This window comes from Serratia sp. TMDUHS_CL (assembly GCF_037137105.1).
Lineage (GTDB): Bacteria > Pseudomonadota > Gammaproteobacteria > Enterobacterales > Enterobacteriaceae > Serratia > Serratia nevei.
On the sequence record NZ_JBBBDV010000010.1, the window covers coordinates 57,808 to 83,277 of the forward strand.

The 25,470-nt window shown below is 61.5% G+C and carries 27 protein-coding genes; 11 read left to right on the forward strand and 16 right to left on the reverse strand.

The annotated features are described in order from the left end of the window. The first annotated feature begins 14 nt into the window (after positions 1 to 14). Positions 15 to 293: a type II toxin-antitoxin system RelE/ParE family toxin gene (locus WCL58_RS18145; RefSeq protein ID WP_141972182.1), complete on the forward strand. Its 279-nt coding sequence runs from the start codon at positions 15 to 17 to the stop codon at positions 291 to 293. On the opposite strand, the gene btsR is transcribed toward WCL58_RS18145, so the two are convergent. The 3 genes from btsR to ppiA all read right to left on the reverse strand — a co-directional run bounded on the left by btsR (position 294) and on the right by ppiA (position 3,430). Then, complete coding sequence (gene btsR, locus WCL58_RS18150; protein ID WP_336851453.1) at positions 294 to 1,019, reverse strand: two-component system response regulator BtsR; 726 nt, start codon at positions 1,017 to 1,019, stop codon at positions 294 to 296. Next, positions 1,019 to 2,704: a sensor histidine kinase gene (locus WCL58_RS18155; protein WP_033636285.1), complete on the reverse strand. Its 1,686-nt coding sequence runs from the start codon at positions 2,702 to 2,704 to the stop codon at positions 1,019 to 1,021. Before WCL58_RS18155 ends, btsR begins: the two co-directional genes overlap by 1 nt. Positions 2,705 to 2,860: 156 nt before the next feature. Further along, the gene (gene ppiA / locus WCL58_RS18160) at positions 2,861 to 3,430 is read right to left on the reverse strand and encodes a peptidylprolyl isomerase A (RefSeq protein ID WP_038878108.1); all 570 of its coding nucleotides are present in this window, start codon (positions 3,428 to 3,430) and stop codon (positions 2,861 to 2,863) included. Positions 3,431 to 3,783: 353 nt separating this feature from the next. Here ppiA and WCL58_RS18165 point away from each other — a divergent pair, with 353 nt between their 5' ends. From WCL58_RS18165 to WCL58_RS18190, 6 genes are all read left to right on the forward strand, one after another. Next, entirely contained in the window at positions 3,784 to 4,122 is a 339-nt protein-coding gene (locus WCL58_RS18165) for a PTS lactose/cellobiose transporter subunit IIA (RefSeq protein ID WP_038878111.1), read from the forward strand. Next, entirely contained in the window at positions 4,119 to 5,426 is a 1,308-nt protein-coding gene (locus tag WCL58_RS18170) for a 6-phospho-beta-glucosidase (protein ID WP_141960449.1), read from the forward strand. The genes WCL58_RS18165 and WCL58_RS18170 overlap by 4 nt, the downstream gene beginning before the upstream one ends. Positions 5,427 to 5,499: 73 nt before the next feature. Beyond that, positions 5,500 to 6,480 carry a LacI family DNA-binding transcriptional regulator gene (locus tag WCL58_RS18175; RefSeq protein ID WP_070914492.1) on the forward strand — a complete coding sequence of 327 codons (981 nt, stop codon included), beginning with the start codon at positions 5,500 to 5,502 and terminating at the stop codon, positions 6,478 to 6,480. A 191-nt stretch (positions 6,481 to 6,671) separates the two neighbouring features. Next, a complete protein-coding gene (gene tsgA / locus WCL58_RS18180) occupies positions 6,672 to 7,856 on the forward strand; it encodes an MFS transporter TsgA (RefSeq protein ID WP_033636290.1) in 1,185 nt (394 codons plus the stop codon). Between the two features lie 110 nt (positions 7,857 to 7,966). Continuing rightward, the gene (locus WCL58_RS18185) at positions 7,967 to 8,215 is read left to right on the forward strand and encodes an AbrB/MazE/SpoVT family DNA-binding domain-containing protein (RefSeq protein ID WP_049300713.1); all 249 of its coding nucleotides are present in this window, start codon (positions 7,967 to 7,969) and stop codon (positions 8,213 to 8,215) included. Then, positions 8,209 to 8,559 carry a type II toxin-antitoxin system ChpB family toxin gene (locus WCL58_RS18190; RefSeq protein WP_049300714.1) on the forward strand — a complete coding sequence of 117 codons (351 nt, stop codon included), beginning with the start codon at positions 8,209 to 8,211 and terminating at the stop codon, positions 8,557 to 8,559. Before WCL58_RS18185 ends, WCL58_RS18190 begins: the two co-directional genes overlap by 7 nt. On the opposite strand, the gene WCL58_RS18195 is transcribed toward WCL58_RS18190, so the two are convergent. Next, a complete protein-coding gene (locus WCL58_RS18195) occupies positions 8,556 to 9,824 on the reverse strand; it encodes a cytosine deaminase (RefSeq protein ID WP_376189207.1) in 1,269 nt (422 codons plus the stop codon). The genes WCL58_RS18190 and WCL58_RS18195 overlap by 4 nt on opposite strands. A 303-nt stretch (positions 9,825 to 10,127) precedes the next feature. On the opposite strand from WCL58_RS18195, the gene nirB reads away from it, so the two are divergent. The 4 genes from nirB to cysG are packed head-to-tail and all read left to right on the forward strand — an operon-like array spanning position 10,128 to position 15,271. Next, positions 10,128 to 12,677, forward strand: coding sequence for a nitrite reductase large subunit NirB (gene nirB / locus WCL58_RS18200; protein ID WP_336851454.1), 2,550 nt, complete (start codon positions 10,128 to 10,130; stop codon positions 12,675 to 12,677). Beyond that, positions 12,674 to 13,000, forward strand: a complete 327-nt coding sequence (gene nirD, locus WCL58_RS18205) for a nitrite reductase small subunit NirD (RefSeq protein ID WP_038878129.1) — start codon at positions 12,674 to 12,676, stop codon at positions 12,998 to 13,000. Before nirB ends, nirD begins: the two co-directional genes overlap by 4 nt. Positions 13,001 to 13,016: 16 nt before the next feature. Then, positions 13,017 to 13,817, forward strand: a complete 801-nt coding sequence (gene nirC / locus WCL58_RS18210) for a nitrite transporter NirC (protein WP_087762469.1) — start codon at positions 13,017 to 13,019, stop codon at positions 13,815 to 13,817. A gap of 50 nt (positions 13,818 to 13,867) precedes the next feature. Further along, complete coding sequence (gene cysG / locus WCL58_RS18215; RefSeq protein ID WP_141960456.1) at positions 13,868 to 15,271, forward strand: siroheme synthase CysG; 1,404 nt, start codon at positions 13,868 to 13,870, stop codon at positions 15,269 to 15,271. A 51-nt stretch (positions 15,272 to 15,322) separates the two neighbouring features. On the opposite strand, the gene trpS is transcribed toward cysG, so the two are convergent. From trpS to pilM, 12 genes are all read right to left on the reverse strand, one after another. Beyond that, positions 15,323 to 16,330: a tryptophan--tRNA ligase gene (gene trpS / locus WCL58_RS18220; RefSeq protein WP_025304534.1), complete on the reverse strand. Its 1,008-nt coding sequence runs from the start codon at positions 16,328 to 16,330 to the stop codon at positions 15,323 to 15,325. Between the two features lie 2 nt (positions 16,331 to 16,332). Then, positions 16,333 to 17,031 (reverse strand): phosphoglycolate phosphatase, encoded by a 699-nt coding sequence (locus tag WCL58_RS18225; RefSeq protein WP_038878137.1) that lies wholly within the window; start codon positions 17,029 to 17,031, stop codon positions 16,333 to 16,335. Then, positions 17,024 to 17,701 carry a ribulose-phosphate 3-epimerase gene (rpe, locus tag WCL58_RS18230; RefSeq protein ID WP_019456160.1) on the reverse strand — a complete coding sequence of 226 codons (678 nt, stop codon included), beginning with the start codon at positions 17,699 to 17,701 and terminating at the stop codon, positions 17,024 to 17,026. Before rpe ends, WCL58_RS18225 begins: the two co-directional genes overlap by 8 nt. A gap of 51 nt (positions 17,702 to 17,752) precedes the next feature. Beyond that, positions 17,753 to 18,565, reverse strand: a complete 813-nt coding sequence (dam, locus tag WCL58_RS18235; protein WP_038878140.1) for an adenine-specific DNA-methyltransferase — start codon at positions 18,563 to 18,565, stop codon at positions 17,753 to 17,755. A gap of 84 nt (positions 18,566 to 18,649) precedes the next feature. Next, positions 18,650 to 19,663: an SPOR domain-containing protein gene (locus WCL58_RS18240; RefSeq protein WP_336851455.1), complete on the reverse strand. Its 1,014-nt coding sequence runs from the start codon at positions 19,661 to 19,663 to the stop codon at positions 18,650 to 18,652. 156 nt (positions 19,664 to 19,819) lie between these two features. Next, a complete protein-coding gene (gene aroB, locus WCL58_RS18245) occupies positions 19,820 to 20,920 on the reverse strand; it encodes a 3-dehydroquinate synthase (protein WP_060424528.1) in 1,101 nt (366 codons plus the stop codon). Positions 20,921 to 21,026: 106 nt separating this feature from the next. Further along, positions 21,027 to 21,548, reverse strand: a complete 522-nt coding sequence (gene aroK / locus WCL58_RS18250) for a shikimate kinase AroK (RefSeq protein ID WP_004391482.1) — start codon at positions 21,546 to 21,548, stop codon at positions 21,027 to 21,029. A gap of 349 nt (positions 21,549 to 21,897) precedes the next feature. Then, the gene (gene hofQ / locus WCL58_RS18255; protein WP_336851456.1) at positions 21,898 to 23,142 is read right to left on the reverse strand and encodes a DNA uptake porin HofQ; all 1,245 of its coding nucleotides are present in this window, start codon (positions 23,140 to 23,142) and stop codon (positions 21,898 to 21,900) included. After that, a complete protein-coding gene (locus tag WCL58_RS18260) occupies positions 23,139 to 23,498 on the reverse strand; it encodes a HofP DNA utilization family protein (RefSeq protein WP_336851457.1) in 360 nt (119 codons plus the stop codon). The genes hofQ and WCL58_RS18260 overlap by 4 nt, the downstream gene beginning before the upstream one ends. Then, positions 23,491 to 23,985 carry a hypothetical protein gene (locus tag WCL58_RS18265; RefSeq protein ID WP_084827101.1) on the reverse strand — a complete coding sequence of 165 codons (495 nt, stop codon included), beginning with the start codon at positions 23,983 to 23,985 and terminating at the stop codon, positions 23,491 to 23,493. The genes WCL58_RS18260 and WCL58_RS18265 overlap by 8 nt, the downstream gene beginning before the upstream one ends. Further along, positions 23,978 to 24,517 carry a PilN domain-containing protein gene (locus WCL58_RS18270; RefSeq protein ID WP_060441385.1) on the reverse strand — a complete coding sequence of 180 codons (540 nt, stop codon included), beginning with the start codon at positions 24,515 to 24,517 and terminating at the stop codon, positions 23,978 to 23,980. Before WCL58_RS18270 ends, WCL58_RS18265 begins: the two co-directional genes overlap by 8 nt. After that, the gene (pilM, locus tag WCL58_RS18275) at positions 24,517 to 25,350 is read right to left on the reverse strand and encodes a pilus assembly protein PilM (protein ID WP_060424519.1); all 834 of its coding nucleotides are present in this window, start codon (positions 25,348 to 25,350) and stop codon (positions 24,517 to 24,519) included. The genes WCL58_RS18270 and pilM overlap by 1 nt, the downstream gene beginning before the upstream one ends. Positions 25,351 to 25,470 lie beyond the last annotated feature (120 nt).

Below are 25,470 nucleotides of genomic sequence, written 5' to 3' on the forward strand. Positions count from 1 at the left end.
ACAAAAGGACTTTTGTGAAACTGACATGGACGGAACCCGCCATCGCCGATCGTCTGGCGATTTATGAATGGTTGGAACTTAAAAACCCGGCCGCCGCCGCAGAGAATGATGCAAAAATCGCTGACGCGGCGGCACGCCTCGTGCATCATCCCGCCAGCGGGAAAACGGGTCGGATAGCCGGCACGCGCGAGCTGGTCATCTCCCCGTCCTATCTGCTGGTCTATGAATGGGCGCCTCAACGCATCATCGTATTGGCCATCGTGCATACTCGCCGCCGGTGGCCGCCGGCATAGTCACCCCCGCAGCCCCAGTTGCTCTTTCAGCGCCTTCAAATAGCGTCGGCTGACCGGTACAGGATCGCCGGCCGACATGATCATTTCCGCCGCGCCGCCCTCTTCGAAGCGGATCTCGCGCACCTGCTCCAGATTGACCAGATACTGCCGATGGCAGCGCACCAGCGGCGTACGGCTTTCCAGCGTGCGCAGCGTCAGCTCGGTGAAACACTCCATGCCGTCGCTGCGCACCACGAAGACCCCGCTCAGTTTGGAACGGATCGCCAGCACTTCGTCGAACCGCAGCAGGTAGATGCGGCTGTGGCCGGTGCAGGGAATGTATTTCAGGTAACCGGCGCTCTCTTCCAGCGCCGCCACGTCCTGCGGTGCACTGCGCTGCCGCAGGCGTTGCAACGTCTTGCTCAGCCGCTTCGGCTCCGCCGGCTTCAGCAGATAGTCGAAGGCATGCTCCTCGAACGCCTGCACCGCATATTCGTCGTAGGCGGTCAGAAACACGATGTGCGGCATGCGGTTGGGATCCAGCATGCCGACCATTTCCAGCCCGCTGATGCGCGGCATCTGGATATCGAGAAACACCACGTCCGGCTGCAGCCGGTGGATCTGGCTGATGGCTTCGATGGCGTTGGCGCATTCGCCGATAATCGCGACCTCCGCCTCGGCCTCCAGCAGGTGGCGCAGGTTGTCGCGCGCGGAAGGTTCATCGTCAACAATCAGTGCGTTTAGCATCAGGCGGCCCTCTCCATGGGAACATTGAGCGTAATGCGGGTGTAGGCGTCCGGCCGGCAATCCACCTGCACGCCATAGCCTTCGCCGTAGCGCACGCGAATGCGTTTATCCACCAGATTCATCCCCAGCCCGCTGCAGTTCGGTTTCGGCTGGAACAGCCCGGCGTTGTCCGTCACCTGCAGCAGCAGATGCTCGCCTTCGCAGCAGGCGCCGATTTCGATGCGGCCCACGCCCAACAGATGCGAGGTGCCATGCTTGATGGCGTTTTCGACGATCGGCTGCAGCGAGAACGCCGGCAGCCGCACCGCCAACAGCGCCTCCGGCAGCGATACCGCGATCTCCAGCCGATCGGCGAAGCGCGCTTTCTCGATCTGCAGGTAGGCGTTCACGTGTTCAATCTCATCCGCCAGGCTGACTTCGTCATCCGAGCGTTTGAGGTTTTTACGAAAGAAGGTCGAGAGGGACTGCACCAGATCGCAGGCGCGCTCGCCATCGCGGCGAATCACCGCCACCAGGGTATTCAAGGCATTGAACAGGAAATGCGGATTGACCTGCGCATGCAGCAGCTTGATCTCCGACTGCGCCAGCAGCTGCTTGTGGCGCTCGTACTGTCCGGCCATGATCTGCGCCGACAGTAGGCTGGCGATGCCTTCGCCCAGCGTACGGTTGATGGTGCTGAACAGCTGGCTTTTCGGTTCGTACAGTTTGATGGTGCCGATCACCCGCTGGTTTTCGCCGCGCAGCGGGATCACCAGCGTCGATCCCAACTTGCAGGCCGGATTGATCGAGCAGCAGTAAGAGAGCTGATTGCCGTCGGCGTACACCACCTCGTTGTTGTCGATGGCGCGATGCGAATGCACCGAGGCGATCGGCGTGCCCGGCAGGTGGTGATCGTCGCCGATGCCGATAAACGCCAGCAGCTTGTCGCGATCGGTGATCGCCACCGCGCCGATGCCCAGCTCCTGATAGATCACCCGGGCAACCTTCATGCTGTTCTCCTGATCGAACCCCTGCCGCAGGATGCCCTCGGTGCGCTCGGCGATCTTTAGCGCCTTGGAAGAGAAGGCGCTGGTGTATTTTTCGAACATCGCGCGCCTATCCAGCAGGATTTGCATGAACATCGCCGCGCCGACGGTATTGGCGATCATCATCGGCAGCGCGATATGCTCCACCAGCTGCAACGCTTCGTCGTAGGGGCGCGCCACCGCCAGGATGATCGCCATCTGCAGCACTTCCGCCACCAGCGCCACGCCGCCGACGAACAGCGGATTGAACAGCAGCTCGATGCGCCCCCGGCGCATGGCGATGCTGTGTACGATGCCTCCGACCAGGCCTTCCGACACCGTGGAGATCGCGCAGGCTACGTCGGTCATGCCGCCGAGCGTATACCGGTGCAGGCCGCCGGTCAGCCCGACCAGAAAGCCCACCGACGGCCCGCCCAGCAGACCGCCCAGGACCGCACCTATCGCACGGGTGTTGGCGATCGAATCCTGAATGTGCAGCCCGAAATAGGTGCCCATGATGCAGAACACCGAGAAGATCACGTAGCACAGCAGCTTGTGCGGCAGGCGAATGGTCACCTGCATCAGCGGGATGAACAGCGGGGTTTTGCTCAGCAGATAGGCGATAACGAGATAGACGCACATCTGCTGCAGCAGCAACAGCACCTGGTTAAATTCATACATGGCAGCAACTCATCCAGAGACAACAAAGGGCGAACGCCGGATTTCCGGTCTGATTATTGTCTGCCGATTAGAGCATGGGGCGCAGGAGAAAACAGTGATGAAGGCAAGGCTTCGGGAGGAAGGAGCGGCCGACCCCGGCGGGATCGGCCAAAAAACTTACGGCAGTACCTTGGCCGACAGAATCACCACCGGTTTGGTCGGCACATTCTGGTAAGGGCCGACGTTGCCGGTCGGCACCTGGGCAATTTTGTCCACCACGTCCATGCCTTTCACCACTTTGCCGAACACCGCGTAGCCGAAGTCACGCTGGCCGTGATCCAGGAAGGCGTTATCCGCCACGTTCAGGAAGAACTGGCTGGTGGCGCTGTCCTTGTCGGCGGTGCGCGCCATCGAGATGGTGCCGCGCAGGTTGCGCAAGCCGTTGTCGGCTTCGTTCTTGATCGGCGCCTTGGTGGATTTTTGCTGCATGTCAGCGGTGAAACCGCCGCCCTGGATCATAAAGCCCGGGATCACGCGGTGGAAGATGGTGTTGTTGTAGTACCCGCTGTTCACGTAGTCGACGAAGTTCTGGCTGGAAACCGGTGCCTTCTGGCTGTCGAGCGCCAACTCGATATTCCCCGCCGAGGTCGTCAGCATGACGTGGGTCTCACCGGCGGCGAGTGCGGCTGGCGCCACTGCGGTCAGGGAACACAGCGCGACGAAGGTCACTAAAGTACGTTTGAACATTAACGGGTCCTTTCTCTGAGAGACAAACAACGGAAAAGCGCTTTGATTCTAAAGAGCTGTATCGGCAAGTGCCAGCCATTTACCTATATTTACCCAATTACGGGACATATCCTAGGCGGCCCTGAATTTTGCTGCGGAAAGTATGGGCGCAGAAGACTTTTTTGCCAACCGCATCACGCATTTTTTGCCCCGCGCCACCCTGGGTCGGTTTTTGCGATCTGCCTCCCAGTTTGCACACGCATTGTCGTTACTCTATTTAAATGAGAGCGCTCTCATTATAAAAAGAACGGATACTGAAGCATCCCACGGCGGCGTCGCCGCGCAACCCCTGGAGAAATGACGTGAGTGAATTGATGACTGAAGTCAGCCCCGAGTTTGAAAGCACCATCATGGAACTGCTGGTGTTCTCCGGCAGCGCGCGCAGCAATGCGTTGATGGCGCTGCGGCAAGCGCGCGCCGGCGACTTCGCCGCCGCGGCCAAGCACATGGCCGAATCCAAAGAATGGGTGAAGAAGGCGCACCTGATCCAGACCGAGCTGATCGGCCTGGACGAAGGCTGCGGCAAGCTGGCGATCAACCTGATCACCGTGCATGCGCAGGACCATCTGATGAACGCCATGGTGATCCAGGATCTGGCCGACGACATGATCGAGCTCTATCGCCGTCAGTCGCAGACGGAGGGCCGCCCATGAGCACGCTCAAAATCGCCGTGATCGGCGGCGGCAGCAGCTACACCCCCGAACTGGTGGACGGGCTGATCCAGCGCATCGAGGAGCTGCCGGTCACCGAACTGGCACTGGTGGACGTCGAACCGGGCCGGCAAAAAGTGGAAACCATCGCCGCCCTGACCCGCCGCATGCTGTCGCGCCACGGGCTGGAGCAGGTGAAGGTCAGCGTGCACTTCGCGCTGGACGACGCCATTCGCGACGCCGCTTTCGTGCTGACCCAGTTCCGCGTCGGGCAACTGCCGGCACGCGCCGCCGATGAACGGCTGGGCCTGAAATATCAGCTGCTCGGCCAGGAGACCACCGGCGTCGGCGGCTTCGCCAAAGCGCTGCGCACCATCCCGGTGATGCTGGATATCGCTCGCCGGGTGGAAAAGCTGGCACCCGACGCCTGGATCATCAACTTCACCAACCCGGCCGGCATCGTCACCGAGGCGGTGTCTCGCTTTACCAAAGCGAAGATCATCGGCCTGTGCAACGTGCCCATCAGCATGCATCACATGATCGCCAACATGCTGCAGGCGCCTTACGCCGACGTACAGCTGCAGTTCGCCGGCCTGAACCACATGGTCTGGGTGCATCAGGTCACGCACCTGGGGCGCGACGTCACCGCCAAGGTGATCGACATGCTGTGCGACGGTGCGGCGCTGACCATGAACAACATCAAGGAAGAGCCCTGGCAGCCGGACTTCCTGCGCGCGCTCGGCGCGATCCCCTGCCCGTACCACCGCTATTTTTACCAGACCCGCGAGATGCTGGCGGAAGAGATGGCCGCCGCCGGCGAGCGCGGTACCCGCGCCGAGCAGGTGATGCAGGTAGAAAAAGAGCTGTTCGAGCTGTATGCCGATCCGCAGTTAAACACGAAACCGGAGCAGCTCAGCTTCCGCGGCGGTTCTTTCTATTCCGAAGTTGCGCTGGAGCTGATTCGTGCTATCCATAATAATCTCGGCACGCAATTAGTGGTCAACACCGCAAACCGCGGCGCAATCCATGGCCTGCCGGACGATGCTGTGATAGAAATCAACTGTATCGTCGATGCTCAGGGCGCACACCCGCTGACCTTCGGCCCGCTGCCGGAGCCGATGCAGGCCCTGACGCAGCAGGTGAAAGCCTACGAACGTCTAACCATCGAAGCCGCGGTGCACGGCGATCGCCGCAGCGGGTTGCTGGCGCTGATCGCCAACCCGTTAGTGGGCAACGCCAACCTGGCGCAGCCGCTGCTGGACGAGGTGTTGACGATAAACGCGCCGTATTTGCCGCAGTTCAGGTAAGCGGCTATACGCAGCCAGACAGGGGTTCGGCGCGCCGAACCCATTTTTTTAGCCGTAATTCAGGAGTGGGACGATGGTGACACTGGAAGATGTCGCGGCGCTGGCGGGCGTTTCGCGCGCCACCGTATCGCGCGTGGTGAACGGCGACAGCAACGTCAAGGCGCCGACCCGCGAGAAGGTTGAACGCGCCGTCGCCCAGCTCGGTTATACCCCCAACCCGGCGGCCCGCGCGCTCGCCTCCAGCCACAGCAATACCCTCGGACTGGTCACCACGTCGTACCGCGGCGGCTTCTTCGGCGCGCTGATGGACTTCGTGCAGACCGAGGCCGAATCCCACGGCAAACAGCTGCTGGTGACCCAGGGCCGCAACAGCGCCGAAAACGAATGGCAGGCGATACAGCGGCTATTTAGCCTGCGCTGCGACGGCGTGATCCTGCACGTGCGTTTTCTCAGCGACGATCGGCTGCGCCAATTGGCGGCGGAACAACGTGATTTCGTGTTGCTCGATCGTCTGGTACCGGGGCTGGAAGCCCGCTGTGTCACCTTCGATCACCCGCTCGCCAGCCGCATGGCGACGCAGCAACTGCTCGATGCCGGGCACCGGCGCATCGCCTGCATCAGCGGCCCGCGTGAGCGCCCGTCGAGCCGCCTGCGGCTGCAGGGGTTTGAAGAGGCAATGCAGGCGGCGAATATCGAACCGGTGGCCTGCCTGGAGGGCGTCTACGATCTGGAAAGCGGTTACCGCTGCGCCGATCGACTGCTGCAGCAAGCCTCGCGGCCCAGCGCCATCTACTGCTGCAACGAAGAGATGGCGATCGGCGCGCTGCTGGCAATCAATGAGCACCGCCTGCGGGTGCCGCAGGATATCTCCTTGATCTGCTACGACAGCGGCGAACGCGCGCCTTTCGTGCGCCCGGCGTTGAGCAGCGTCCATTTTCCCATCAGCGAGATGGCCCAATACGCGGCGCGCAGGCTGATCGACCCCGCCACCCCGGCGCACCGGTTTGAGCCGACGATAGTCAACCGTGATTCCATTGTGACGGTACGCAAATAGATCACAATAATGCGCATCACCCCTTCATGGGTTACATCAAAAAATCGACAGCCATCACAAAAAATCCCGTTGTCTGTGCTAGGATCCGCCCCCTGGTGGCCTGATCGGGACTTTTTTCTGCGTTTGTCAGGAAAAGCCAGCGGCCTTATGCCAGCTTTAAAACCTCTAACAGACATATTCAGGCCTATACAATGAATGACAGTAACCGCATACGGCTTACCTGGATCAGCTTCTTTTCGTACGCGCTGACCGGTGCTTTAGTGATCGTCACAGGGATGGTGATGGGAAACATTGCAGAGTACTTTAACCTGCCGGTTTCCAGCATGAGTAACACCTTTACTTTCCTCAACGCCGGTATTTTGATTTCGATCTTCCTCAATGCCTGGCTGATGGAAATCATCCCGCTGAAGCGTCAGCTGATCTTCGGCTTTGTCCTGATGGTGCTGGCGGTCGCAGGGCTGATGCTCGGCAAGAGCCTGACCATGTTCTCGCTGTGCATGTTTATCCTCGGCGTGGTTAGCGGTATCACCATGTCGATCGGCACCTTCCTGATCACCCACATGTATGCCGGCCGCCAGCGCGGTTCACGCCTGTTGTTCACCGACTCCTTCTTCAGCATGGCCGGGATGATCTTCCCGATCGTCGCCGCGATGCTGCTGGCCCGCCACATCGGCTGGTACTGGGTTTATGCCTGCATCGGCCTGCTGTACGTGGGGATCTTCGTGCTGACCCTGTGCTCCGAATTCCCGGTGCTGGGCAAGAAAGGCGCCGACGCCGGTCAGCCGGTCGAAAAAGAAAAATGGGGCATCGGCGTGCTGTTCCTGTCGATCGCCGCACTGTGCTACATCCTCGGCCAGCTGGGCTTCATTCAGTGGGTGCCTGAGTACGCCACCAAGTCGTTCAACATGGACATCGGCCAGGCCGGTAAGCTGGTGAGCGACTTCTGGACCTCTTACATGGTCGGCATGTGGGTGTTCAGCTTCATCCTGCGCTTCTTCGATCTGCAGCGCATCGTTACCGTGCTGGCCGCATTGGCTACCGGCGCGATGTACCTGTTCGTCAGCACCGACAACCCAGAGCACCTGGGCTACTACATCATGGCCCTGGGCTTCGTTTCCAGCGCCATCTACACCACGCTGATCACCCTCGGCTCGCTGCAGACCAAGGTCTCCTCACCGAAGCTGGTCAACTTTATCCTGACCTGCGGCACCATCGGCACCATGCTGACCTTCGTGGTCACCGGCCCGATCGTGGCGAAAGGCGGCGCGCACGCAGCGCTGACCACCGCCAACGGCCTGTACCTGGCGGTGTTTGTGATGTGTCTGCTGCTGGGCTTCGTGACCAAGCACCGCAGCCACGGTCACGTGACGCACTGATTTCTTCGCATCAAATACATCAAGGGCGCCCGCAAGGCGCCCTTTTTTATGTACATTTTTCACACTTAATTATACATTGTTTATACATGAACAATGGAGAGGGATTGCTCATGAAAGTCTTTATCAAAAAATGGGGCAACAGCGCGGGAATGCTGGTGCCCTCAGCGCTAATGAACGAGCTGGAACTCCAGGTAGGTCAGGAAATGGACATGCAGGTCATCGATGGAGCGTTGGTCATTAAGCCGGTTAAGAAACGCTATTCACTGCAGCAATTGCTCGATGGCTGCGACGGTGAAGCGCCGGCCGCCGCAGACGACAACTGGGAACACATGCCGCCGGCGGGGAAAGAAGTATGGTGAAGCGCCCCGTTTTTCAGCGCGGAGATCTTATCCGGGTCAGCCTGAATCCCGTGGTTGGCCGTGAGCAGCAAGGCGACTTTCGTCCGGCACTGGTGCTCTCTCCCCGCGAGTTTAATGCGCTGGGCATGGTGCTGGTCGCCCCTATTTCGCAAGGGGCTAATTTTGCCCGTACAGCGGGTTTCACCGTCAGCCTGAGCGGGAGCGGCACCGCAACGCAGGGCGTCATCTTGATCAACCAGGTTCGCATGATGGATCTGGCCGGGCGCAGCGCGCAATTCATTGAACGTGCCCCTGGCGAAGTCATCGCCGACGCGCTGGCGCGGCTTCAGGCAATCATCGACTAACGCCGAAAATCCACCGTCTCATCCTGCTGCAAATGCAGCGTGGTTTCCGCCGGCCGCGTTTCGGCGATCAACGCTCCCTGGCGAATCGAATAACGCACCGGCGTCTGGCGGCGCACTGCGTCGAAGCCGCTTTCCGCCGGCAGGATCACCAGGTTGGCGCTGTTGCCGGCCGCCAGGCCGTAGTCGCTCAGGTTAAGGGTGCGCGCGCTGTGGTGGGTGATCAGCTTCAACCCATCGTCGATCTGGCCATAGCCCATCAGCTGGCACACGTGCAGCCCCATATGCAGCACCTGCAGCATGTTGGCGGTGCCGAGCGGGTACCAGGGATCGAACACGTCGTCATGGCCGAAGCAGACGTTGATCTCTGCCTCCAGCATCTCCTTCACCCGCGTCACGCCGCGCCGTTTCGGGTAGCTGTCGAAACGTCCCTGCAGGTGAATGTTCACCAGCGGGTTGGCGACGAAGTTGATGCCGGACATTTTCAGCAGGCGGAACAGCCGCGAGGCGTAAGCGCCGTTGTAAGAGTGCATCGCCGTGGTGTGGCTGGCGGTAACTTTCGCCCCCATCTCCAGCTTCAGCGCCAGCGCCGCCACGGTCTCGACGAAGCGCGATTGCTCGTCGTCGATTTCATCGCAGTGCACGTCCACCAGCCGATCGTATTTTTGCGCCAGCGCGAACGCCTTATGCAGCGACTCCACGCCGTATTCGCGGGTGAATTCGAAGTGCGGAATGGCACCCACCACGTCGGCCCCCAGCCGCAGCGCCTCTTCAAGCAGCGCTTCGCCATTAGGATAGGAAAGGATCCCCTCCTGCGGGAAGGCGACGATCTGCAGCGTCACCCAGGGCGCCACCTCCTGCTTCACCTCCAGCATGGCACGCAGCGCGGTCAGCGTGGGATCGGAAACGTCGACGTGGGTGCGCACATACTGCACGCCGTTGGCGATCTGCCACTTGAGCGTTTGCCAGGCGCGCTGTTTGACGTCTTCATGGGTCAGCAACGCTTTACGTTCGGCCCAGCGCTCAATGCCCTCGAACAGCGTGCCGGACTGGTTCCAGGCCGGCTGACCGGCGGTTTGCGTGGTATCCAGGTGAATATGCGGTTCGACGAACGCCGGCAACGCCAGCCCGCCCTGCGCATCCAACACGTCGCTGCGCCACTCCTGCCCTTCCGGCTGCGGCACCAGATGCGCGATGCGCCCCTGTTCGATCGCCAGTTGCCACAACCCTTCATGCCCGCTTAAACGCAGGTTGTCGATAAACTTCAATGGACGTTTCGCCACCCTTCACCTCTGCCGTTGCGCTGGTTTTCTTCATCATACTGGCAGCGGATCGCGCTGACAAAGTCGCCGTTGCCTGCCTACCCCCTGCGTTTACTCCCTGCGGGGTAATTTGCATGCAAACTGACTCGCTTCAGCTAAAGGTGAATAAAATCCGCAACTTATCAAAAAACGTGAAAAATCATCCATATACCACGTTAGAGGTATATAAGGGTGTGATTGATTTGCATCAATAAATTGCCCATCGGGAGAGATAAGGTAAGCCTAGGAAACCAGAATTTTGAGGCAATAATGAGCAGAGTCAAACTTGCCGTCGTCGGCAATGGCATGGTCGGCCACCGGTTCATCGAAGATCTGTTGGATAAAGCAGACAAAGACCAATTCGAAATCACCGTATTTTGCGAAGAGCCACGCATCGCTTACGATCGCGTGCACCTTTCCTCCTACTTCTCGCACCACACCGCCGAAGAGCTGTCGCTGGTGCGCGAAGGCTTTTACGAAAAACACGGCGTGAAGGTGCTGGTCGGCGAGCGCGCCATCACCATCAATCGCGACGAGAAGGTGATCCACTCCAACACCGGCCGCACCGTCTATTACGACAAACTGATCATGGCCACCGGCTCCTATCCGTGGATCCCGCCGATTAAAGGCTCGGATAGCCAGGACTGCTTCGTTTACCGCACCATCGAAGACCTGAACGCCATCGAAGCCTGCGCGCGCCGCAGCAAACGCGGTGCGGTAGTCGGCGGCGGACTGTTGGGGCTGGAAGCCGCCGGCGCGCTGAAAAGCCTGGGGGTGGAAACGCACGTGATCGAGTTCGCTCCGGTGCTGATGGCCGAACAGCTCGACCCGATGGGCGGTGACCAGCTGCGCCGCAAGATCGAGCGCATGGGCGTCAAGGTACACACCGGCAAAAATACCCAGGAGATCGTCAACGGCGGCGGCACGGCGCGCAAAACCATGCATTTCGCCGACGGTAGCCTGCTGGAAGTGGATTTCATCGTGTTCTCCACCGGCATCCGCGCCCAGGACAAGCTGGCGCGTCAGTGCGGGCTGGAGATTGGCCGCCGCGGCGGCATCGCCATCAACGACAGCTGCCAGACGTCGGATCCGGACGTGTACGCCATCGGTGAGTGCGCCGCCTGGCGCGATCGCACCTTCGGCCTGGTGGCGCCGGGTTACAAAATGGCGCAGGTGGCCGTCGATCACCTGCTGGGCCGCGAAAACGGCTTCCAGGGCGCCGACATGAGCGCCAAGCTGAAGCTGCTGGGCGTGGACGTCGGCGGCATCGGCGATGCCCACGGCCGCACCGAGGGCGCCCGCAGCTACGTTTATCTGGATGAAAGCAAAGAAGTCTACAAACGCATCGTGGTCAGCGCCGACAACAAAACCCTGCTCGGCGCGGTGCTGGTGGGCGACACCAGCGATTATGGCAACCTGCTGCAGCTGGCGTTGAACGGCATCGAACTGCCGGAGAACCCGGACGGCCTGATCCTGCCGGCCCACGCGGGCAGCAAACCGGCCATCGGCGTGGATTCGCTGCCGGAAAGCGCGCAGATCTGCTCCTGCTTCGACGTCAGCAAAGGTGACATCATCCAGGCAGTCAACAAAGGCTGCCACACCGTAGCGGCGCTGAAGGCCGAAACCAAGGCCGGCACCGGCTGCGGCGGCTGCATCCCGCTGCTCACCCAAGTGCTGAACGCCGAGCTGAGCAAGCAAGGCATCGAGGTCAACCACCACCTGTGCGAACACTTCGCCTATTCGCGCCAGGAGCTGTTCCACCTGATCCGCGTTGAAGGCATCAAGTCGTTCGAGGCGCTGCTGGCCAAATACGGCAAAGGCTACGGCTGCGAAGTGTGTAAACCCACCGTCGGCTCGTTGCTGGCCTCGTGCTGGAACGAATACATCCTCAAGCCGCAGCATACGCCGCTGCAGGATACCAACGACAACTTCCTCGGCAATATCCAGAAAGACGGCACCTACTCGGTGATCCCACGCTCCGCCGGCGGCGAAATCACCCCGGACGGCCTGCTGGCCATTGGCCAGATCGCCAAGGAGTACAATCTCTACACCAAAATGACCGGCTCGCAGCGCATCGGCATGTTCGGCGCGCAGAAAGACGATCTGCCGGCCATCTGGCGCAAGCTGCTCGCCGCCGGCTTTGAAACCGGCCACGCTTACGCCAAGGCGCTGCGCATGGCGAAAACCTGCGTCGGCAGCACCTGGTGCCGCTACGGCGTCGGCGACAGCGTCGGTTTCGGCGTCACGCTGGAACATCGCTACAAAGGCATCCGCACCCCGCACAAAATGAAGTTCGGCGTCTCGGGCTGCACCCGTGAATGCGCCGAAGCGCAGGGCAAGGACGTCGGCATCATCGCCACCGAGAACGGCTGGAACCTGTACGTCTGCGGCAACGGCGGCATGAAACCGCGCCACGCCGACCTGCTGGCCGCCGACCTCGATCGCGAGACGCTGGTGCGCTACCTCGACCGCTTCATGATGTTCTATATCCGCACCGCCGATAAGCTGCAGCGCACCTCGGTGTGGCTGGAAAGCCTGGAAGGGGGCATCGATTACCTGCGCAAGGTGATCATCGACGACAAGCTCGGCATCAACGACCAACTGGAAGCGGAGATCGCTCGCCTGCGCGATGTGGTGATTTGCGAGTGGAAAGAGACCGTCGAGCATCCGGAAACGCAGCTGCGCTTCGCCCACTTCATCAACAGCCCGCTGCGCGATCCGAATGTGCAGGTGGTGGCCGAACGCGACCAGCACCGCCCTGCGCGCCCGGACGAGCGCATTCCCGTCACCCTGATCGATACCGAGGAGAGCCACGCATGAGCCAGTGGATTACCGTTTGTCCCGTCGCCGACATTCTGCCCGGCACCGGCGTGTGCGCCCTGATCGGCGATCGGCAGGTGGCGGTGTTCCGCCCCTATGCCGACGAGCAGGTGTTCGCCATCAGCAATATCGACCCGTTCGCCCAGGCCAGCGTGCTGTCGCGCGGCCTCATCGCCGAGCATCAGGGCGAGTTGTGGGTCGCCAGCCCGCTGAAGAAACAGCATTTCCGCCTGTACGACGGCCACTGTCTGGAAGACGACAGCCGTTCCGTCGCCAGCTTCACCAGCCGGGTGGTCGACGGCATCGTGCAAGTCGCGGCATAACCTTTCGGGAGGCAACATGTTTACCGACACGATCAATAAATGCGCCGCCAACGCGGCGCGCATCGTCCGCCTGGCGAAGGAGAGCCCGCTCGGCTTCTGGATCAGCTCGGCGATGGCCGGCGCCTACGTCGGCCTCGGCATCATCCTGATCTTCACCCTCGGCAACCTGGTCGACCCAAGCGTGCGGCCGCTGGTGATGGGCGCCACCTTCGGCATCGCGCTGACGCTGGTGATCATCGCCGGTTCCGAGCTGTTCACCGGCCATACGATGTTCCTGACGCTCGGCGTCAAGGCCGGCACCATCCGCCAAAGCCAGATGTGGGCGGTGCTGCCGCAAACCTGGCTCGGCAACCTGCTCGGCTCGGTGCTGGTGGCGCTGATGTATTACTACGGCGGCGGCAGCCTGCTGCCGGTGGATACCAGCCTGGTGCACAGCGCCGCGCTGGCGAAAACCACCGCGCCGGCCGAAGTCCTGTTCTTCAAGGGGGTGCTGTGCAACTGGCTGGTTTGCCTGGCGATTTGGATGGCGATCCGCGTTGAAGGCGCCGCCAAGTTCATCGCCATTTGGTGGTGCCTGCTGGCCTTTATTGCCTCGGGTTACGAACACTCCGTCGCCAACATGACGCTGTTCGCCCTCTCCTGGTTCGGCAACCACAGCGAGGCCTATACCCTCACCGGCATCGGCCACAACCTGCTGTGGGTGACGCTGGGCAATATCCTGTCCGGCTCGGTGCTGATGGGCCTGGGGTATTGGTACGCCACGCCGCGCGCCGAACGCCCGCAGGCGGCGAAAGCCGCCGCACGTCAGACCGCCTGAGTTTTCGGGGGCGCATTTCGCCCCCACACTGATTACCCCGAGGAGTGCCGATGGACTACCTGCCGATTTTCTGCCAACTGCAACATAAAGCCTGCCTGCTGGTGGGCGGCGGCGAGATCGCCGAACGCAAGGCGCGCCTGCTGCTGGACGCCGGCGCAGCGCTGACCGTCAACGCCGTGGACTTCACCCCGCAGTTCCGCCTGTGGGCGGAAGAAGGCCGGTTGACGCTGGCCGAAGGCGAATTCAGCCCGGCCCTGCTGGCGGAAAAATGGCTGGTGATCGCCGCCACCGACCGGCTGGAGGTCAACGCACTGGTGTATCAGTGCGCCAACCAGCAGCGGGTGTTCTGCAACGTGGTGGACGATCCGAAACGCGCCAGCTTTATTATGCCGTCAATCATCGATCGTTCGCCGATCATGGTGGCGGTGTCCTCCGGCGGCAAAGCGCCGGTGCTGGCGCGGCTGCTGCGCGAGAAGCTGGAAGCGATGCTGCCGCAGCACCTCGGCAAGCTGGCCCAGCTGGGCGGCTCGCTGCGGCAGCGGGTAAAACAACGCTTCAGCAGCCTCGGCGCGCGCCGTCGCTTCTGGGAACGGTTATTCGCCCACGATCGGCTGGCGCAGTCGCTGGCCAACGACGACGCCACGCTGGCCGAACGCCAGCTCGAGCAGCTGTTCAGCGAACAGCCGGAAGATCGCGGTGAGGTGGTGCTGGTGGGCGCCGGGCCGGGCGATGCCGGCTTGCTGACGCTGAAAGGGCTGCAGCAGATCCAGCAGGCCGACGTGGTGGTTTACGACCGGCTGGTCTCCGAAGAGATCATGACGTTGGTGCGCCGCGACGCCGAACGCATCTTCGTCGGCAAACGCGCCGGCCACCACTGCGTGCCGCAAGAGCAAATCAACCAAATCCTGCTGCAGCAGGCGCAGCAAGGCAAACGCGTGGTGCGTCTGAAAGGCGGCGATCCCTTTATCTTCGGCCGCGGCGGCGAAGAGCTGGAGACGCTGGCGGACGCCAACGTGCCGTTCTCGGTGGTGCCGGGCATCACCGCCGCCTCCGGCTGTTCCGCCTACAGCGGTATCCCGCTCACCCACCGCGACCATGCGCAGAGCGTGCGCCTGGTGACCGGCCACGCCAAGGCCGACGGCGGATTGGACTGGGCGACGCTGGCCGCCGGGCAACAGACGCTGGTGTTCTATATGGGGCTGTCGCAGGCGGCGGAGATCCAGCGCCAGCTGATCGTGAATGGATTGGCGACCACCACGCCGGTGGCGCTGGTAGAAAACGGCACTTCCTGCCACCAGCGGGTGATCGAAGGCGAGCTCGGCCAACTGAGCGCCCTGTCACTGCAGGCCGCCAGCCCCAGCCTGATCATCGTCGGCAGCGTGGTCAGCCTGCGCAGCAAACTCAACTGGTTCGCCAGCGAGGCATCACCCGTCAGCCTGGCGCAAATGGCGTGATACCGACATAAAAAAAGCGGCCCGTGGCCGCTTTTTTTATTTTCGCCGGCGTTACGCCTGCGGCGGTACGAAACCAACGGCCTGATAGACCTTCGCCAGAGTTTCCTGCGCGCGTGCGCGGGCCTTGGCGGCGCCGTCGCGCATCACCTGCTGCAGATAGGCTTCGTCGTTACGGAAGCGGTGATAGCGCTCCTGCAGCTCACCCAGCATGCCGGAGACGGCTTCCGCCACCGCGCCTTTCAGGTGGCCGTACATCTGGCCTTCGAACTCGGCTTCCAGCTGCGCGATGCTCTTGCCGGTCACGCCGGCGAGAATATCCAGCAGGTTAGAGACGCCCGCCTTGTTGACCACGTCGTAACGCACGACAGGCGGCTCTTCCGAGTCGGTCATTGCGCGCTTAATCTTCTTGGTCACCGCTTTCGGATCTTCCAGCAGGCCGATCACGTTGTTGCGGTTATCGTCCGACTTGGACATCTTCTTGGTCGGTTCCTGCAGCGACATCACGCGCGCGCCGGATTTAGGAATAAACGGCTCCGGCACTTTGAACACGTCGCCGTACAGCGCGTTGAAACGCTGGCCCACGTCGCGGCTCAGTTCCAGGTGCTGCTTCTGGTCTTCGCCCACCGGCACCTGGTTGGTTTGATACAGCAGGATATCCGCCGCCATCAGCACCGGATAGCTGAACAGCCCGGCGTTGATGTTCTCCGCGTAGCGCGCGGATTTGTCTTTGAACTGCGTCATGCGGCTCAGTTCGCCGAAATAGGTGTAGCAGTTCAGCACCCAGCTCAGCTGCGTGTGCTCAGGCACGTGCGACTGCACGAAGATGGTGCTTTTTTCCGGATCGATACCGCAGGCCAGGTACAGCGCCAGCGTATCCAGCGTGGCTTTGCGCAGTTTCTCGGCGTCCTGGCGCACGGTGATGGCATGCAGATCGACGATGCAGTAGATGCAGTCGTAGTCGTCCTGCATCTGCACCCACTGACGCAGCGCACCCATGTAGTTGCCGATGGTCAGTTCGCCGGACGGTTGCGCGCCGCTAAATACGATGGGCTTACTCATGTTTAAATTTCCTGATTCTCTAAAGATGACAGCCCAAGAGCGGGCAACAAATCGGCGAAGCGCTCCAACACCCGATCGGGGTGGCTCAGGGCTATCGATTCGCCGTAGTTATAACCGTAGGTAAAGCCGACGCTTGGGCAACCGGCGCCCTGCGCGGCTTGAATATCGTTGCGTGAATCGCCGACGAACAGCAGTTCATGCGCGCGCAGCCCAAGCTTGCCGAGCACCAGATACAACGGCGCCGGGTGCGGTTTCTTTTCCGTCACGTCGTCGCCGCCGATCACCAGCGAGAAATAGTCGCCAATCCCCAACGATGCCAGCAGCGGCGCCACGAACGGCGTCGGTTTGTTGGTCACCAGCGCCATCGGGTAGCCGTGCGCGGCCAGTCGGGCCAGCGTCTCTTGCACCTGCGGAAACAGGCGGCTACCGCTGTCGACGGTCTGCGCATAGAAATGGTCGAAGCGTTCACGCAGCCGGCCGCACTGTTCCGGCGTGCCTTCTGCTTCCGCCCAGCGCAGCGCGCGCTGCACCAGCACGTCGGCGCCGTTGCCGATCCAGGTGCCAACCCGCTCCTCACCCGCTTGCGGCAGGCCCGCTTCTTCCAGCGCCATATCGATGGCGGCCGCCAGGCCCGGCGCGCTGTCGACCAGCGTGCCGTCCAGATCGAAGGCCAATGCGCGGATCGCGCCGAAATCAGCCATGGGAAACCTTCGCCAGCTCGCTGCGCATCTCGTCGATCACCTTGCGGTAGTCCGGCTGGCCAAAGATGGCGGAACCGGCGACGAACATATCGGCGCCCGCGGCGGCGATTTCGGCGATGTTATCCACCTTCACCCCGCCGTCGACTTCCAGGCGGATGTCGCGACCGCTGTCGTCGATCAGCTTGCGCACCTGGCGCAGCTTGTCCAGGGTGCCGTGGATGAACGACTGGCCGCCGAAGCCCGGGTTAACCGACATCAGCAGGATCACGTCGATTTTATCCATCACGTAGTCGAGATAGCTCAGCGGCGTGGCCGGGTTGAACACCAGGCCGGCTTTACAGCCGTGCTCTTTGATCAGCTGAATGGTGCGATCGACATGCTCGGAAGCTTCGGGGTGGAAAGAGATATAAGACGCGCCGGCCTTGGCGAAATCAGGCACGATGCGGTCCACCGGCTTGACCATCAGGTGCACGTCAATCGGCGCGGTAATGCCGTAGTTGCGCAGCGCTTCGCACACCATCGGACCGATGGTCAGATTGGGCACGTAGTGGTTGTCCATCACGTCGAAGTGCACCACGTCGCCGCCTGCGGCCAGCACGTTGGCGGTATCTTCACCTAACCGGGCAAAATCTGCCGACAGAATGGACGGGGCAATCAAAAACTTTTTCATCCGCTTCTCCAAACGTAGGGTCGAGTTGTTATGCGCCGGGGTGCCCCCGGCTTAGCGATACAGCGCCAAAAGCTCGTTCACTTTGCTGCGGCCGAGAATGTTGCGGCTGATCGTGCGGCGCGCTTTCACCACATACAGCGCAGCATTCTGGTACCAGTCGCGCGTCAGCTCGGTATCGTGATTGGAGATCAATACCGGTACCCGGCTCTCTACCGAGAGCTGATGCGCCAGTTGCGCCAGGCTCTGCTGATCGGCGATGCTGAAGCTGTTGGTGTGGTAAGCGGTGAAATTCGCCGTCGCCGACAGCGGCGCATAAGGCGGATCGCAATACACCACGGCGCCGGCCACGGCCTTCGCCATGGTATCGCGGTAATGCTCGCAGACAAAAGTGGCATTGCGCGATTTTTCGGCAAACCAGTAGAGCTCTTCTTCCGGGAAGTACGGTTTCTTGTAGCGGCCGAACGGTACGTTGAACTCGCCGCGCAGGTTATAGCGGCACAGGCCGTTATAACAGTGGCGGTTCAGGTACAGGAACAGCAGCGCCCGGCGGTAAGGCTCGGTGCTAGTATTGAACTCTTCTCGCAGCAGGTAAAACTGATCCGAGTTATTGAATTCATCGGCGAAAAGCGTGCGGGCATCGCGCACGAAGTCATCCGTGCGCAGCTTAACGATGTTATACAGGTTGATAAGATCGCTATTGATGTCGGCGAGAATGTAGGCGTCGTAATCCGTATTCAAGAAGACGGATCCCGCACCCACGAAGGGCTCGATTAAGCAGTCTCCCGCCGGCAGATGGCGACGAATCTCGTCTACCAGCGGGTATTTTCCACCAGCCCATTTTAAAAAAGCGCGGTTTTTCTTCATGCCGTCAATTAGCTACTTATACAATTCAGAGCGGCGGATTGTACTCTGTTTCAGACAGCACATCAGCGCACAAATTTAAATGATTTATTTTTTAAGATCTTGCTGTACCTGATGTACAGGTCGGACCCATGGTTTTTTCGCCTGTACATCCGCCGGCAACGAAGCAATGGCGCGCTTCGCTTCTGCGGAAGACGCGTAGTTGCCGCTTACCAGCACATACCACGGTTTGCCGTCACGCTTGGTGGCGTACACCAGGTAGTTCTGCAGCTTCTGCTGTTTGGCGTAGGCGTTCAGCGTATCGGAACGCGAAGCGCTGCTCAGCTGCAGCGTGTAATGGCTGCCCGGTGCAGACTGCAGCGAACTGCCGCTGCTGCTGATCGCTCCCGCTTTCGCGGTGGAAGACGGCTTGACCGGCGGCGTATACACCGTAGTCGGCGATTTATGCTGCGTCGCGGTCGGTTTGGTGGCGGCGGTTTTCGCCGGCGTTTTATGCTGTTGCTGCGCGGTACCTTGCACAGGGCGAGTCGCCTCGCGCGCCGCGGCGCCGCTCATCACCGTCGCCGGTGCGGTCGGCAGCGTCGACGCTGCGCCGGTCATGCCCTGGGTCGCGGCATCCACTTGCCCTTGCTGCTGCGACAGCGCATCCGCCATGTTGCCCGGCAGATCGACGCGCTGCTGCGCACCGCCCTGCTGAGGCTGAGTTTGCGCTTCGGTCGGCGTGCCGGAGATCGGCGGAACGCTGACGTTCTGCGGTTGCTGCGGCTGAGTCGTACTCACGCCGTTGTTGTCGTGGGTATCCGTCGTGCCGCCCGGCACGCCGTTGTTGGCGGTGGTCAGCGACGAAGAACCGGACAGGTTGATATCGCGAGCCGCGCCGTTTTGCGCGCCGCTATCCTGAGCCGCCTCATGCTTGGTCGGCGCCTTCAAGGCGGAACCGATACCGATAATCAGCAGCAACAGCACCAAAATGCCGATGCCGATCATCAAATGCTGGCGCGAAACGGCGAAGCGCGGCGCGGCGGCCGGCTTGCGCGAACGCGTAGGACGACGATCGCTGCTATCAGGTCTGAGATCGTCTTCCGGTTTAAACTCGTCCATCTGAAACCCTCCAACTAGAGGCAAAAGCCCACCACCGTAGACCTACCGTGGCACGGGCAGATTAACCCGATGATGGCAAAGCGACACCCGTCGTGCTCTGCTCACTGTATTAATATAGATGCAAATGGCGGCTAAGCCACTGTTACTTGGTCCGATTTAATTACGCTGCTGCTCAGGCAGGCAGGCGGCGATCGACGCCAACACCAGTTCATGCCCTACGCCGCCGCGCACTTCGGCCGCACCGATCGCGGTCGGCAGCACCAGACGCAGTTCACCCGCCAGCACTTTCTTGTCGCGCAGCATGTGCGGCAAATAGGATTCCGGCGTCATTTCCTGCGGCCCGCAGACCGGCAAGCCGGCGCGCAGCAGCAGCGTTTTGATGCGCTCGATGTCTTCAACGGAGAACTGGCCGAGACGGTGCGCGGTTTCCGCCGCCATCACCATGCCCGCAGCCACCGCTTCGCCGTGCAGCCATACGCCGTAGCCCATTTCGGCTTCGATGGCGTGGCCGTAAGTATGGCCCAGATTCAGCAAGGCGCGCAGGCCGCTTTCGCGTTCGTCGGCGGCCACGACCTCGGCCTTCAGCTCGCAGCAGCGGCGGATACAGTAGGCCAACGCCTGCATATCCAACGCCATCAGCGCATCGATGTTGTTTTCCAGCCAGACGAAGAACTCGCGATCGAGGATGATCCCGTATTTGATGACTTCAGCCAGACCGGAAGAGAGTTCACGCGTCGGCAACGTTTTCAGGCAATCCAGATCAACCACCACCGAAGCGGGTTGATAGAAAGCGCCGATCATGTTTTTGCCGAGCGGGTGGTTGACGGCGGTCTTGCCGCCCACGGAAGAATCCACCTGCGACAACAGCGTGGTGGGAACCTGAATGAAGCGCACGCCGCGTTGATAGCACGCGGCGGCAAAGCCGGTCAGATCGCCGACAACGCCGCCACCGAGCGCGATCAGCGTCGTGTCGCGCCCGTGCGGTTTTTCCAGCAGCGCCGAAAACACCTGCTCCAACACCGCCAGAGATTTGTACTGCTCACCATCGGGAAGGATCACCTGATCCACCACGACGCCGCCCCGCTCCAGCACCTGCCGGACGCGCTCCAGATAGAGCGGCGCCAGGGTCTGGTTGGTGACCAACATCGCTTGCTCACCCGCCTTCAACGGCATAAAAGAAGCCGGATCGTTAAACAATCCGGCGGCGATGGTAATCGGGTAGCTGCGCTCCCCAAGCGTTACAGTAATTCTCTCCATGTCGCGCTCAGTTCTCTGTATGGTGCGGCGGTGGTTGATCCCCGCAGCGGCGGGGAACACAAATCAGTTTTCCGCATTGGCCGACGGCGAACGCGAAAATCGGCAATCAGTTGCTTTCCAGCATGTTGATGATCTGGTTAGCAACCACTTTAGCGCTCTGATCGTCGGTGCGGATGGTGACATCGGCAATCTCTTCATACAACGGATTGCGCTCTTTCGCCAAGGCTTCCAGCACTTCACGCGGCGGAGAATCGACCTGCAGCAGCGGGCGTTTTTTATCACGCTGGGTACGAGCCAGCTGCTTCTCGATCGTGGTTTCCAGATAGACCACCACGCCGCGCGCGGACAGACGGTTGCGCGTTTCGCGCGACTTCACCGAACCGCCGCCGGTCGCCAACACAATCCCTTGTTTTTCCGTCAGTTCATTAATGACTTTTTCTTCACGATCGCGGAAACCTTCTTCCCCTTCCACGTCGAATACCCAGCCCACGTCAGCTCCGGTACGTCGCTCAATTTCTTGATCGGAGTCGAAGAACTCCATATTGAGTTGCTGAGCTAACTGACGGCCAATAGTGCTTTTGCCGGCACCCATAGGCCCAACCAGAAAGATATTGCGTTTCTCTGCCATGTTTTTCGGTATTACTAAGACAATTCGTTAATGTTAACCCGCCCCGCCAATCAAATCAGCGGCGGGACCTAAACTGAAACCTCATGAGCGATAGTGCGAGATCAGACGAAAAATTATCTCAACACTCTTGGTAGTTTGGCAACCGAATAAATCGCAATCCACGCCGCGGGAGGGAAACCATATGTTTTTAACGGCGTCTTGACGCTAACAAAAAACCTCGGTGCTCAATTCGGTAACCCTTGTAAGCTAAATCGGCCGCAGCGTCAAACGCAGATCCCCCCAAGGAGATAAAAAAGTGTATCTGCTCATCAACTTTAGGAGATTTGCCGTCCGGCTGACAGGTAGCCGCTTATCCCTTAATCAGGGTCGGCGTAATGAAGATCACCAGCTCGCGTTTTTTCTGTTGTGCGCCGCTTTGTCGGAACAAGCCTCCCAATAACGGCGCATTCGCCAATCCCGGCACCTTGTCCGCCGTCTTGCCGCTATGCCGTTGAAAAATACCGCCGAGCACCAGGGTTTCACCGTTTTTCACCGTGATCTGCGTTTTAATCTCCTGTTTATCGATGGTCAGCGCTTCCCCCGCGCCTCGGCTGATGGCGCGCCCCGGCATATTTTGGCTGATGTGCAACGTCAGCGTGATGCGCCCGTCCGGCAACACTTTCGGCGTCACCTCCATGCCCAGCACCGCCTCTTTGAACTCGATGGCGGTCGCACCGCTGGCGCCGCTTGACACTTCGTAAGGGATCTCGGTTCCCTGCTTGATGCTGGCGGTTTGCAGGTGGGCCGTCAGCAGCCGCGGGCTGGCGATGATCTCCACCTGATTCTCCTGTTCCAGCGCCGTCAGCTTGAGGCTCAGCAAACGCCCGCTGATGCGCGCCAGATGGAAACCGGCGTTCACCGCGCTGCGCTCCAGCGGCAGGTTGACGCCGAGATTGCCCGGCCGCAGCGGCTGCGCCGGCCTGTCGTCAGGCGCCAATCCCCAACGCACGCCGAGTTCGCGCAGGCTTTCGCTGTTGATGGTCACGATATGCGCCGCCAGTTGGACCTGTGCCAGCGGCGCGTCCATTTCCGTTACCCGCTTTTTCAACTGCGCCAGGATCGGCGCGGTGTCGCGCAGCAGCAGCGTATTGGTGCGCTTATCCGCCAGCACGCTGCCCCGCTCGCTGAGCAAGGCGCCGCGTTGGGCATTGAGGCTTTCGGCAATCTCCGCCGCATCGCCGTTCTGTAACGTCAGGCTCAGGCTGTGCAGCGGTTGCCGCTGCGCCAGCGCCTCTCGCTGCTGCCTTTTTTCCTGCGCGTCCAGCTCCGGCGCAATCAGCATCACGTTACCCTCACGCGTCATCGCCAATTTGCCCATGCGCAGGGTCAGCGCCAGCGCCTGAGGCCAGGGCACATTCTCCAGCCGCAGCGTCAGGTTGCCGCTCACGCCGGGCGCGGCGATCAGGTTCATCTGCCGATAATCCGCCAGCGCCTGCAGGATGACCGTGACCGGCGCATCCTGAAACTCCAGCGAAATAACCTGTTTATCCTGCGCCTGTGCGGCGCCGAGCGTCAGACACCACAGCGCCATGCCCAGTCCAGCGCGTCCTTTCATGGTTTCCCATCCTTGTTGTCCATTATCAGCGAGATGTCGCCCTGGCTCGCCGGGCAATCCGGTTCGGCCACCAGCGCCGTTAACGTCAGGCTGCGCGCCTGCACCTGTGTCACCTGCCAACGTTCGGCCAGCACCCGCTGCTGCGGCCGCAGGCGCAGCCACTGCCCCGCCGGCGTCACCACCCAGCCATAGCGCAGCGTCGGTTGCCCGATGATGCCTTTCAGGCGCCAGCCCGCCGGCGATGCCGCCGTTTGGGCACAAGCAGGCAGCGGAGGCGGCGCAAACGGGTCGCGCGGTTCAGCACATAAGGCCCACGGCCATAGCAGCCACCACCAACGGCCCGGTCTTTTACTCATCTGCCTGCTCCTCGGCGGCATCCTGCAAAACCAACCGTGCCGTCATGCCAAGGGGCGACGTCTCCACGCTCAGCTGCTCGAGGCGTAAATCGGCGGGCAGCGCCTCCAACAGCACCAGCAAGCCGGCGTAGTCAATGCGCAAGCTCAGCGTTTGCCGCGGCGGTTTTTCCTGCCGCTGCCAGCGCAGCAAACCGCCCCCCGCCCGTTGCAGCACGCTCGCCAAATCGCCGGTGGTGGTCGGCGCAAGCGCCGCCGCCGGGATAATGGTTTGCGGCGTCTCTTCCAACTGGCTCTGCACCATAGCGATCTGTTGCAGCAGGCGCTGTTGCCGCTCCGCCGCGTTTTCCCGCTGACGCCATTCGTCTTGCAGCAGCCAACCGCCGCCCAACAGCGCCAGCGTGCCGATGCCCAACCCTTGCGACAGCAGCAATAGCCAGCCCGGTAAGCTCAGCCAGAGGCGCAGCCCGGAGGACAAACGGCTATCCATCACGCCCCCACTGCGCCGCCAGGTGAAAGGAGTACAGGCCGTCTTCGCGTTGCGCCATCTCCGCCAAATGCAGCCGTGGCAACGCAGGTATCCCCGCCAGCCGCCGTTCGAACTGCGTGATGGCCGCAGGAGAGCGGCTCAATCCACGCAGCCGCAGGCCGTTCGCCGCATTGCAGTCCAACGCCGTGAGCCACAGCGGCGGAGGAATGCTGGAGGACAATTGCTGCAGCAGCTGCAAATAACGCCGGTTATGTTGGGCGTTATTTGCCTGCCGTTCGGCGCGGGCACTGTGCATCGCTTGCTGCGCCCGCTCTTGCTGCTGCTGGCGGGCGAGCGACATCAATGCCGCCAGCTCCTCACCCAGCATCGCCTGCCGCGCCTGCCGCTGCGTCTGTTGGTGACGCAGTTGGCCAGCGGCCAGGAACAGTGCCAGCAGCAGCGCCGTTACCTGCAACAGCAGCACGCCCAGCCAGAAATAGGCGCGTCGCCGATCGCGGCGCTGGCGCCAGGGCAGAAAGTTAACCTGATACATCAACGATCCTCCTCGCGCAGCGCCAGACCACCGGCCAACGCGAACGCCGAGGGATGCACAGGCAACGGCGGACGCAGCTGCGTAAAGGCGCTGAGCGGCGACCAGGCTAAGCAGCCGGCGGGCAGGGCTCCCGCCAGCACGCTGCCGGCATAGACAGGCCGATCGTCGCCCGCCGGCGTCTGGGCTTGCAGCGCCCGCAGCGCCTGGGCGCCATCGTCGCCCGGCGCCAGACCAAAGGCGAAGGCGCCATCGGCCGGCGCCACCCACAGCCATTCTCGTTCGAGGCGATGCATCAGCCCCGCGGCGGGCGGCACGCCTGCCGCCGTCGCCATCATCCGCAGCGCGCAGGGGGTGATATCGACCGCCTGCGGATGCAGGCCAGCCTGACGCAGACAAAGCAGCCACTGCTGCAGTTCCTGCCGCCGCGCGGCGGTCAACAGCAGCGCCGCCTCATCCCCCGGTGCGGCGCGATAGTCGAGCGCCAGCGTCTGGCCGTCGAGCGGAAACTGCTTCAAACCGTGGCCGCCGATATAGTCGCTGCGTTCCGGCTCGCGCAGCCGCGCATCAGGCCGTGCCATACGCTGCTGCAACACACGCTGCGCCGGCAGGGCAATGCGTAAGGAAATATGTCGCGGCAGCTGGACGCGCCATTGCCGCAGCGCCCGGATCAGGAATTCGGAAGGTTCCAGGCAGCCGTCGCGTAAAACTGCCTGCGGCAGCGCCTGCTGCCACCAGTGGCGCAACTGCCAGCCGTTGCGGCGGCGTTGGGCCGCCACCGCCCGCACGCAGTCGATTTGTATATCCAGCCCCACCTGCCATGCTTGAGGGAACATGTTTCGCAAGCCTCCATAACATCAGATGATAAAAGAACATATCCATGTCGCAGGCTTGCCTTTATACTACCGCGCGGTTGTTTATAAACTGCCCAAATGACTTAGAAATGGGAAATCTCA

Excerpts from the sequence above, each read along its gene's own strand:
- btsR (WP_336851453.1), bottom strand. The coding sequence starts at position 1,019 with ATGCTAAACGCACTGATTGTTGACGATGAACCTTCCGCGCGCGACAAC.
- WCL58_RS18155 (WP_033636285.1), bottom strand. The coding sequence starts at position 2,704 with ATGTATGAATTTAACCAGGTGCTGTTGCTGCTGCAGCAGATGTGCGTC.
- ppiA (WP_038878108.1), bottom strand. The coding sequence starts at position 3,430 with ATGTTCAAACGTACTTTAGTGACCTTCGTCGCGCTGTGTTCCCTGACC.
- WCL58_RS18165 (WP_038878111.1), top strand. The coding sequence starts at position 3,784 with ATGACTGAAGTCAGCCCCGAGTTTGAAAGCACCATCATGGAACTGCTG.
- WCL58_RS18170 (WP_141960449.1), top strand. The coding sequence starts at position 4,119 with ATGAGCACGCTCAAAATCGCCGTGATCGGCGGCGGCAGCAGCTACACC.
- WCL58_RS18175 (WP_070914492.1), top strand. The coding sequence starts at position 5,500 with ATGGTGACACTGGAAGATGTCGCGGCGCTGGCGGGCGTTTCGCGCGCC.
- tsgA (WP_033636290.1), top strand. The coding sequence starts at position 6,672 with ATGAATGACAGTAACCGCATACGGCTTACCTGGATCAGCTTCTTTTCG.
- WCL58_RS18185 (WP_049300713.1), top strand. The coding sequence starts at position 7,967 with ATGAAAGTCTTTATCAAAAAATGGGGCAACAGCGCGGGAATGCTGGTG.
- WCL58_RS18190 (WP_049300714.1), top strand. The coding sequence starts at position 8,209 with ATGGTGAAGCGCCCCGTTTTTCAGCGCGGAGATCTTATCCGGGTCAGC.
- nirB (WP_336851454.1), top strand. The coding sequence starts at position 10,128 with ATGAGCAGAGTCAAACTTGCCGTCGTCGGCAATGGCATGGTCGGCCAC.
- nirD (WP_038878129.1), top strand. The coding sequence starts at position 12,674 with ATGAGCCAGTGGATTACCGTTTGTCCCGTCGCCGACATTCTGCCCGGC.
- nirC (WP_087762469.1), top strand. The coding sequence starts at position 13,017 with ATGTTTACCGACACGATCAATAAATGCGCCGCCAACGCGGCGCGCATC.
- cysG (WP_141960456.1), top strand. The coding sequence starts at position 13,868 with ATGGACTACCTGCCGATTTTCTGCCAACTGCAACATAAAGCCTGCCTG.
- trpS (WP_025304534.1), bottom strand. The coding sequence starts at position 16,330 with ATGAGTAAGCCCATCGTATTTAGCGGCGCGCAACCGTCCGGCGAACTG.
- WCL58_RS18225 (WP_038878137.1), bottom strand. The coding sequence starts at position 17,031 with ATGGCTGATTTCGGCGCGATCCGCGCATTGGCCTTCGATCTGGACGGC.
- rpe (WP_019456160.1), bottom strand. The coding sequence starts at position 17,701 with ATGAAAAAGTTTTTGATTGCCCCGTCCATTCTGTCGGCAGATTTTGCC.
- dam (WP_038878140.1), bottom strand. The coding sequence starts at position 18,565 with ATGAAGAAAAACCGCGCTTTTTTAAAATGGGCTGGTGGAAAATACCCG.
- WCL58_RS18240 (WP_336851455.1), bottom strand. The coding sequence starts at position 19,663 with ATGGACGAGTTTAAACCGGAAGACGATCTCAGACCTGATAGCAGCGAT.
- aroB (WP_060424528.1), bottom strand. The coding sequence starts at position 20,920 with ATGGAGAGAATTACTGTAACGCTTGGGGAGCGCAGCTACCCGATTACC.
- aroK (WP_004391482.1), bottom strand. The coding sequence starts at position 21,548 with ATGGCAGAGAAACGCAATATCTTTCTGGTTGGGCCTATGGGTGCCGGC.
- hofQ (WP_336851456.1), bottom strand. The coding sequence starts at position 23,142 with ATGAAAGGACGCGCTGGACTGGGCATGGCGCTGTGGTGTCTGACGCTC.
- WCL58_RS18260 (WP_336851457.1), bottom strand. The coding sequence starts at position 23,498 with ATGAGTAAAAGACCGGGCCGTTGGTGGTGGCTGCTATGGCCGTGGGCC.
- WCL58_RS18265 (WP_084827101.1), bottom strand. The coding sequence starts at position 23,985 with ATGGATAGCCGTTTGTCCTCCGGGCTGCGCCTCTGGCTGAGCTTACCG.
- WCL58_RS18270 (WP_060441385.1), bottom strand. The coding sequence starts at position 24,517 with ATGTATCAGGTTAACTTTCTGCCCTGGCGCCAGCGCCGCGATCGGCGA.
- pilM (WP_060424519.1), bottom strand. The coding sequence starts at position 25,350 with ATGTTCCCTCAAGCATGGCAGGTGGGGCTGGATATACAAATCGACTGC.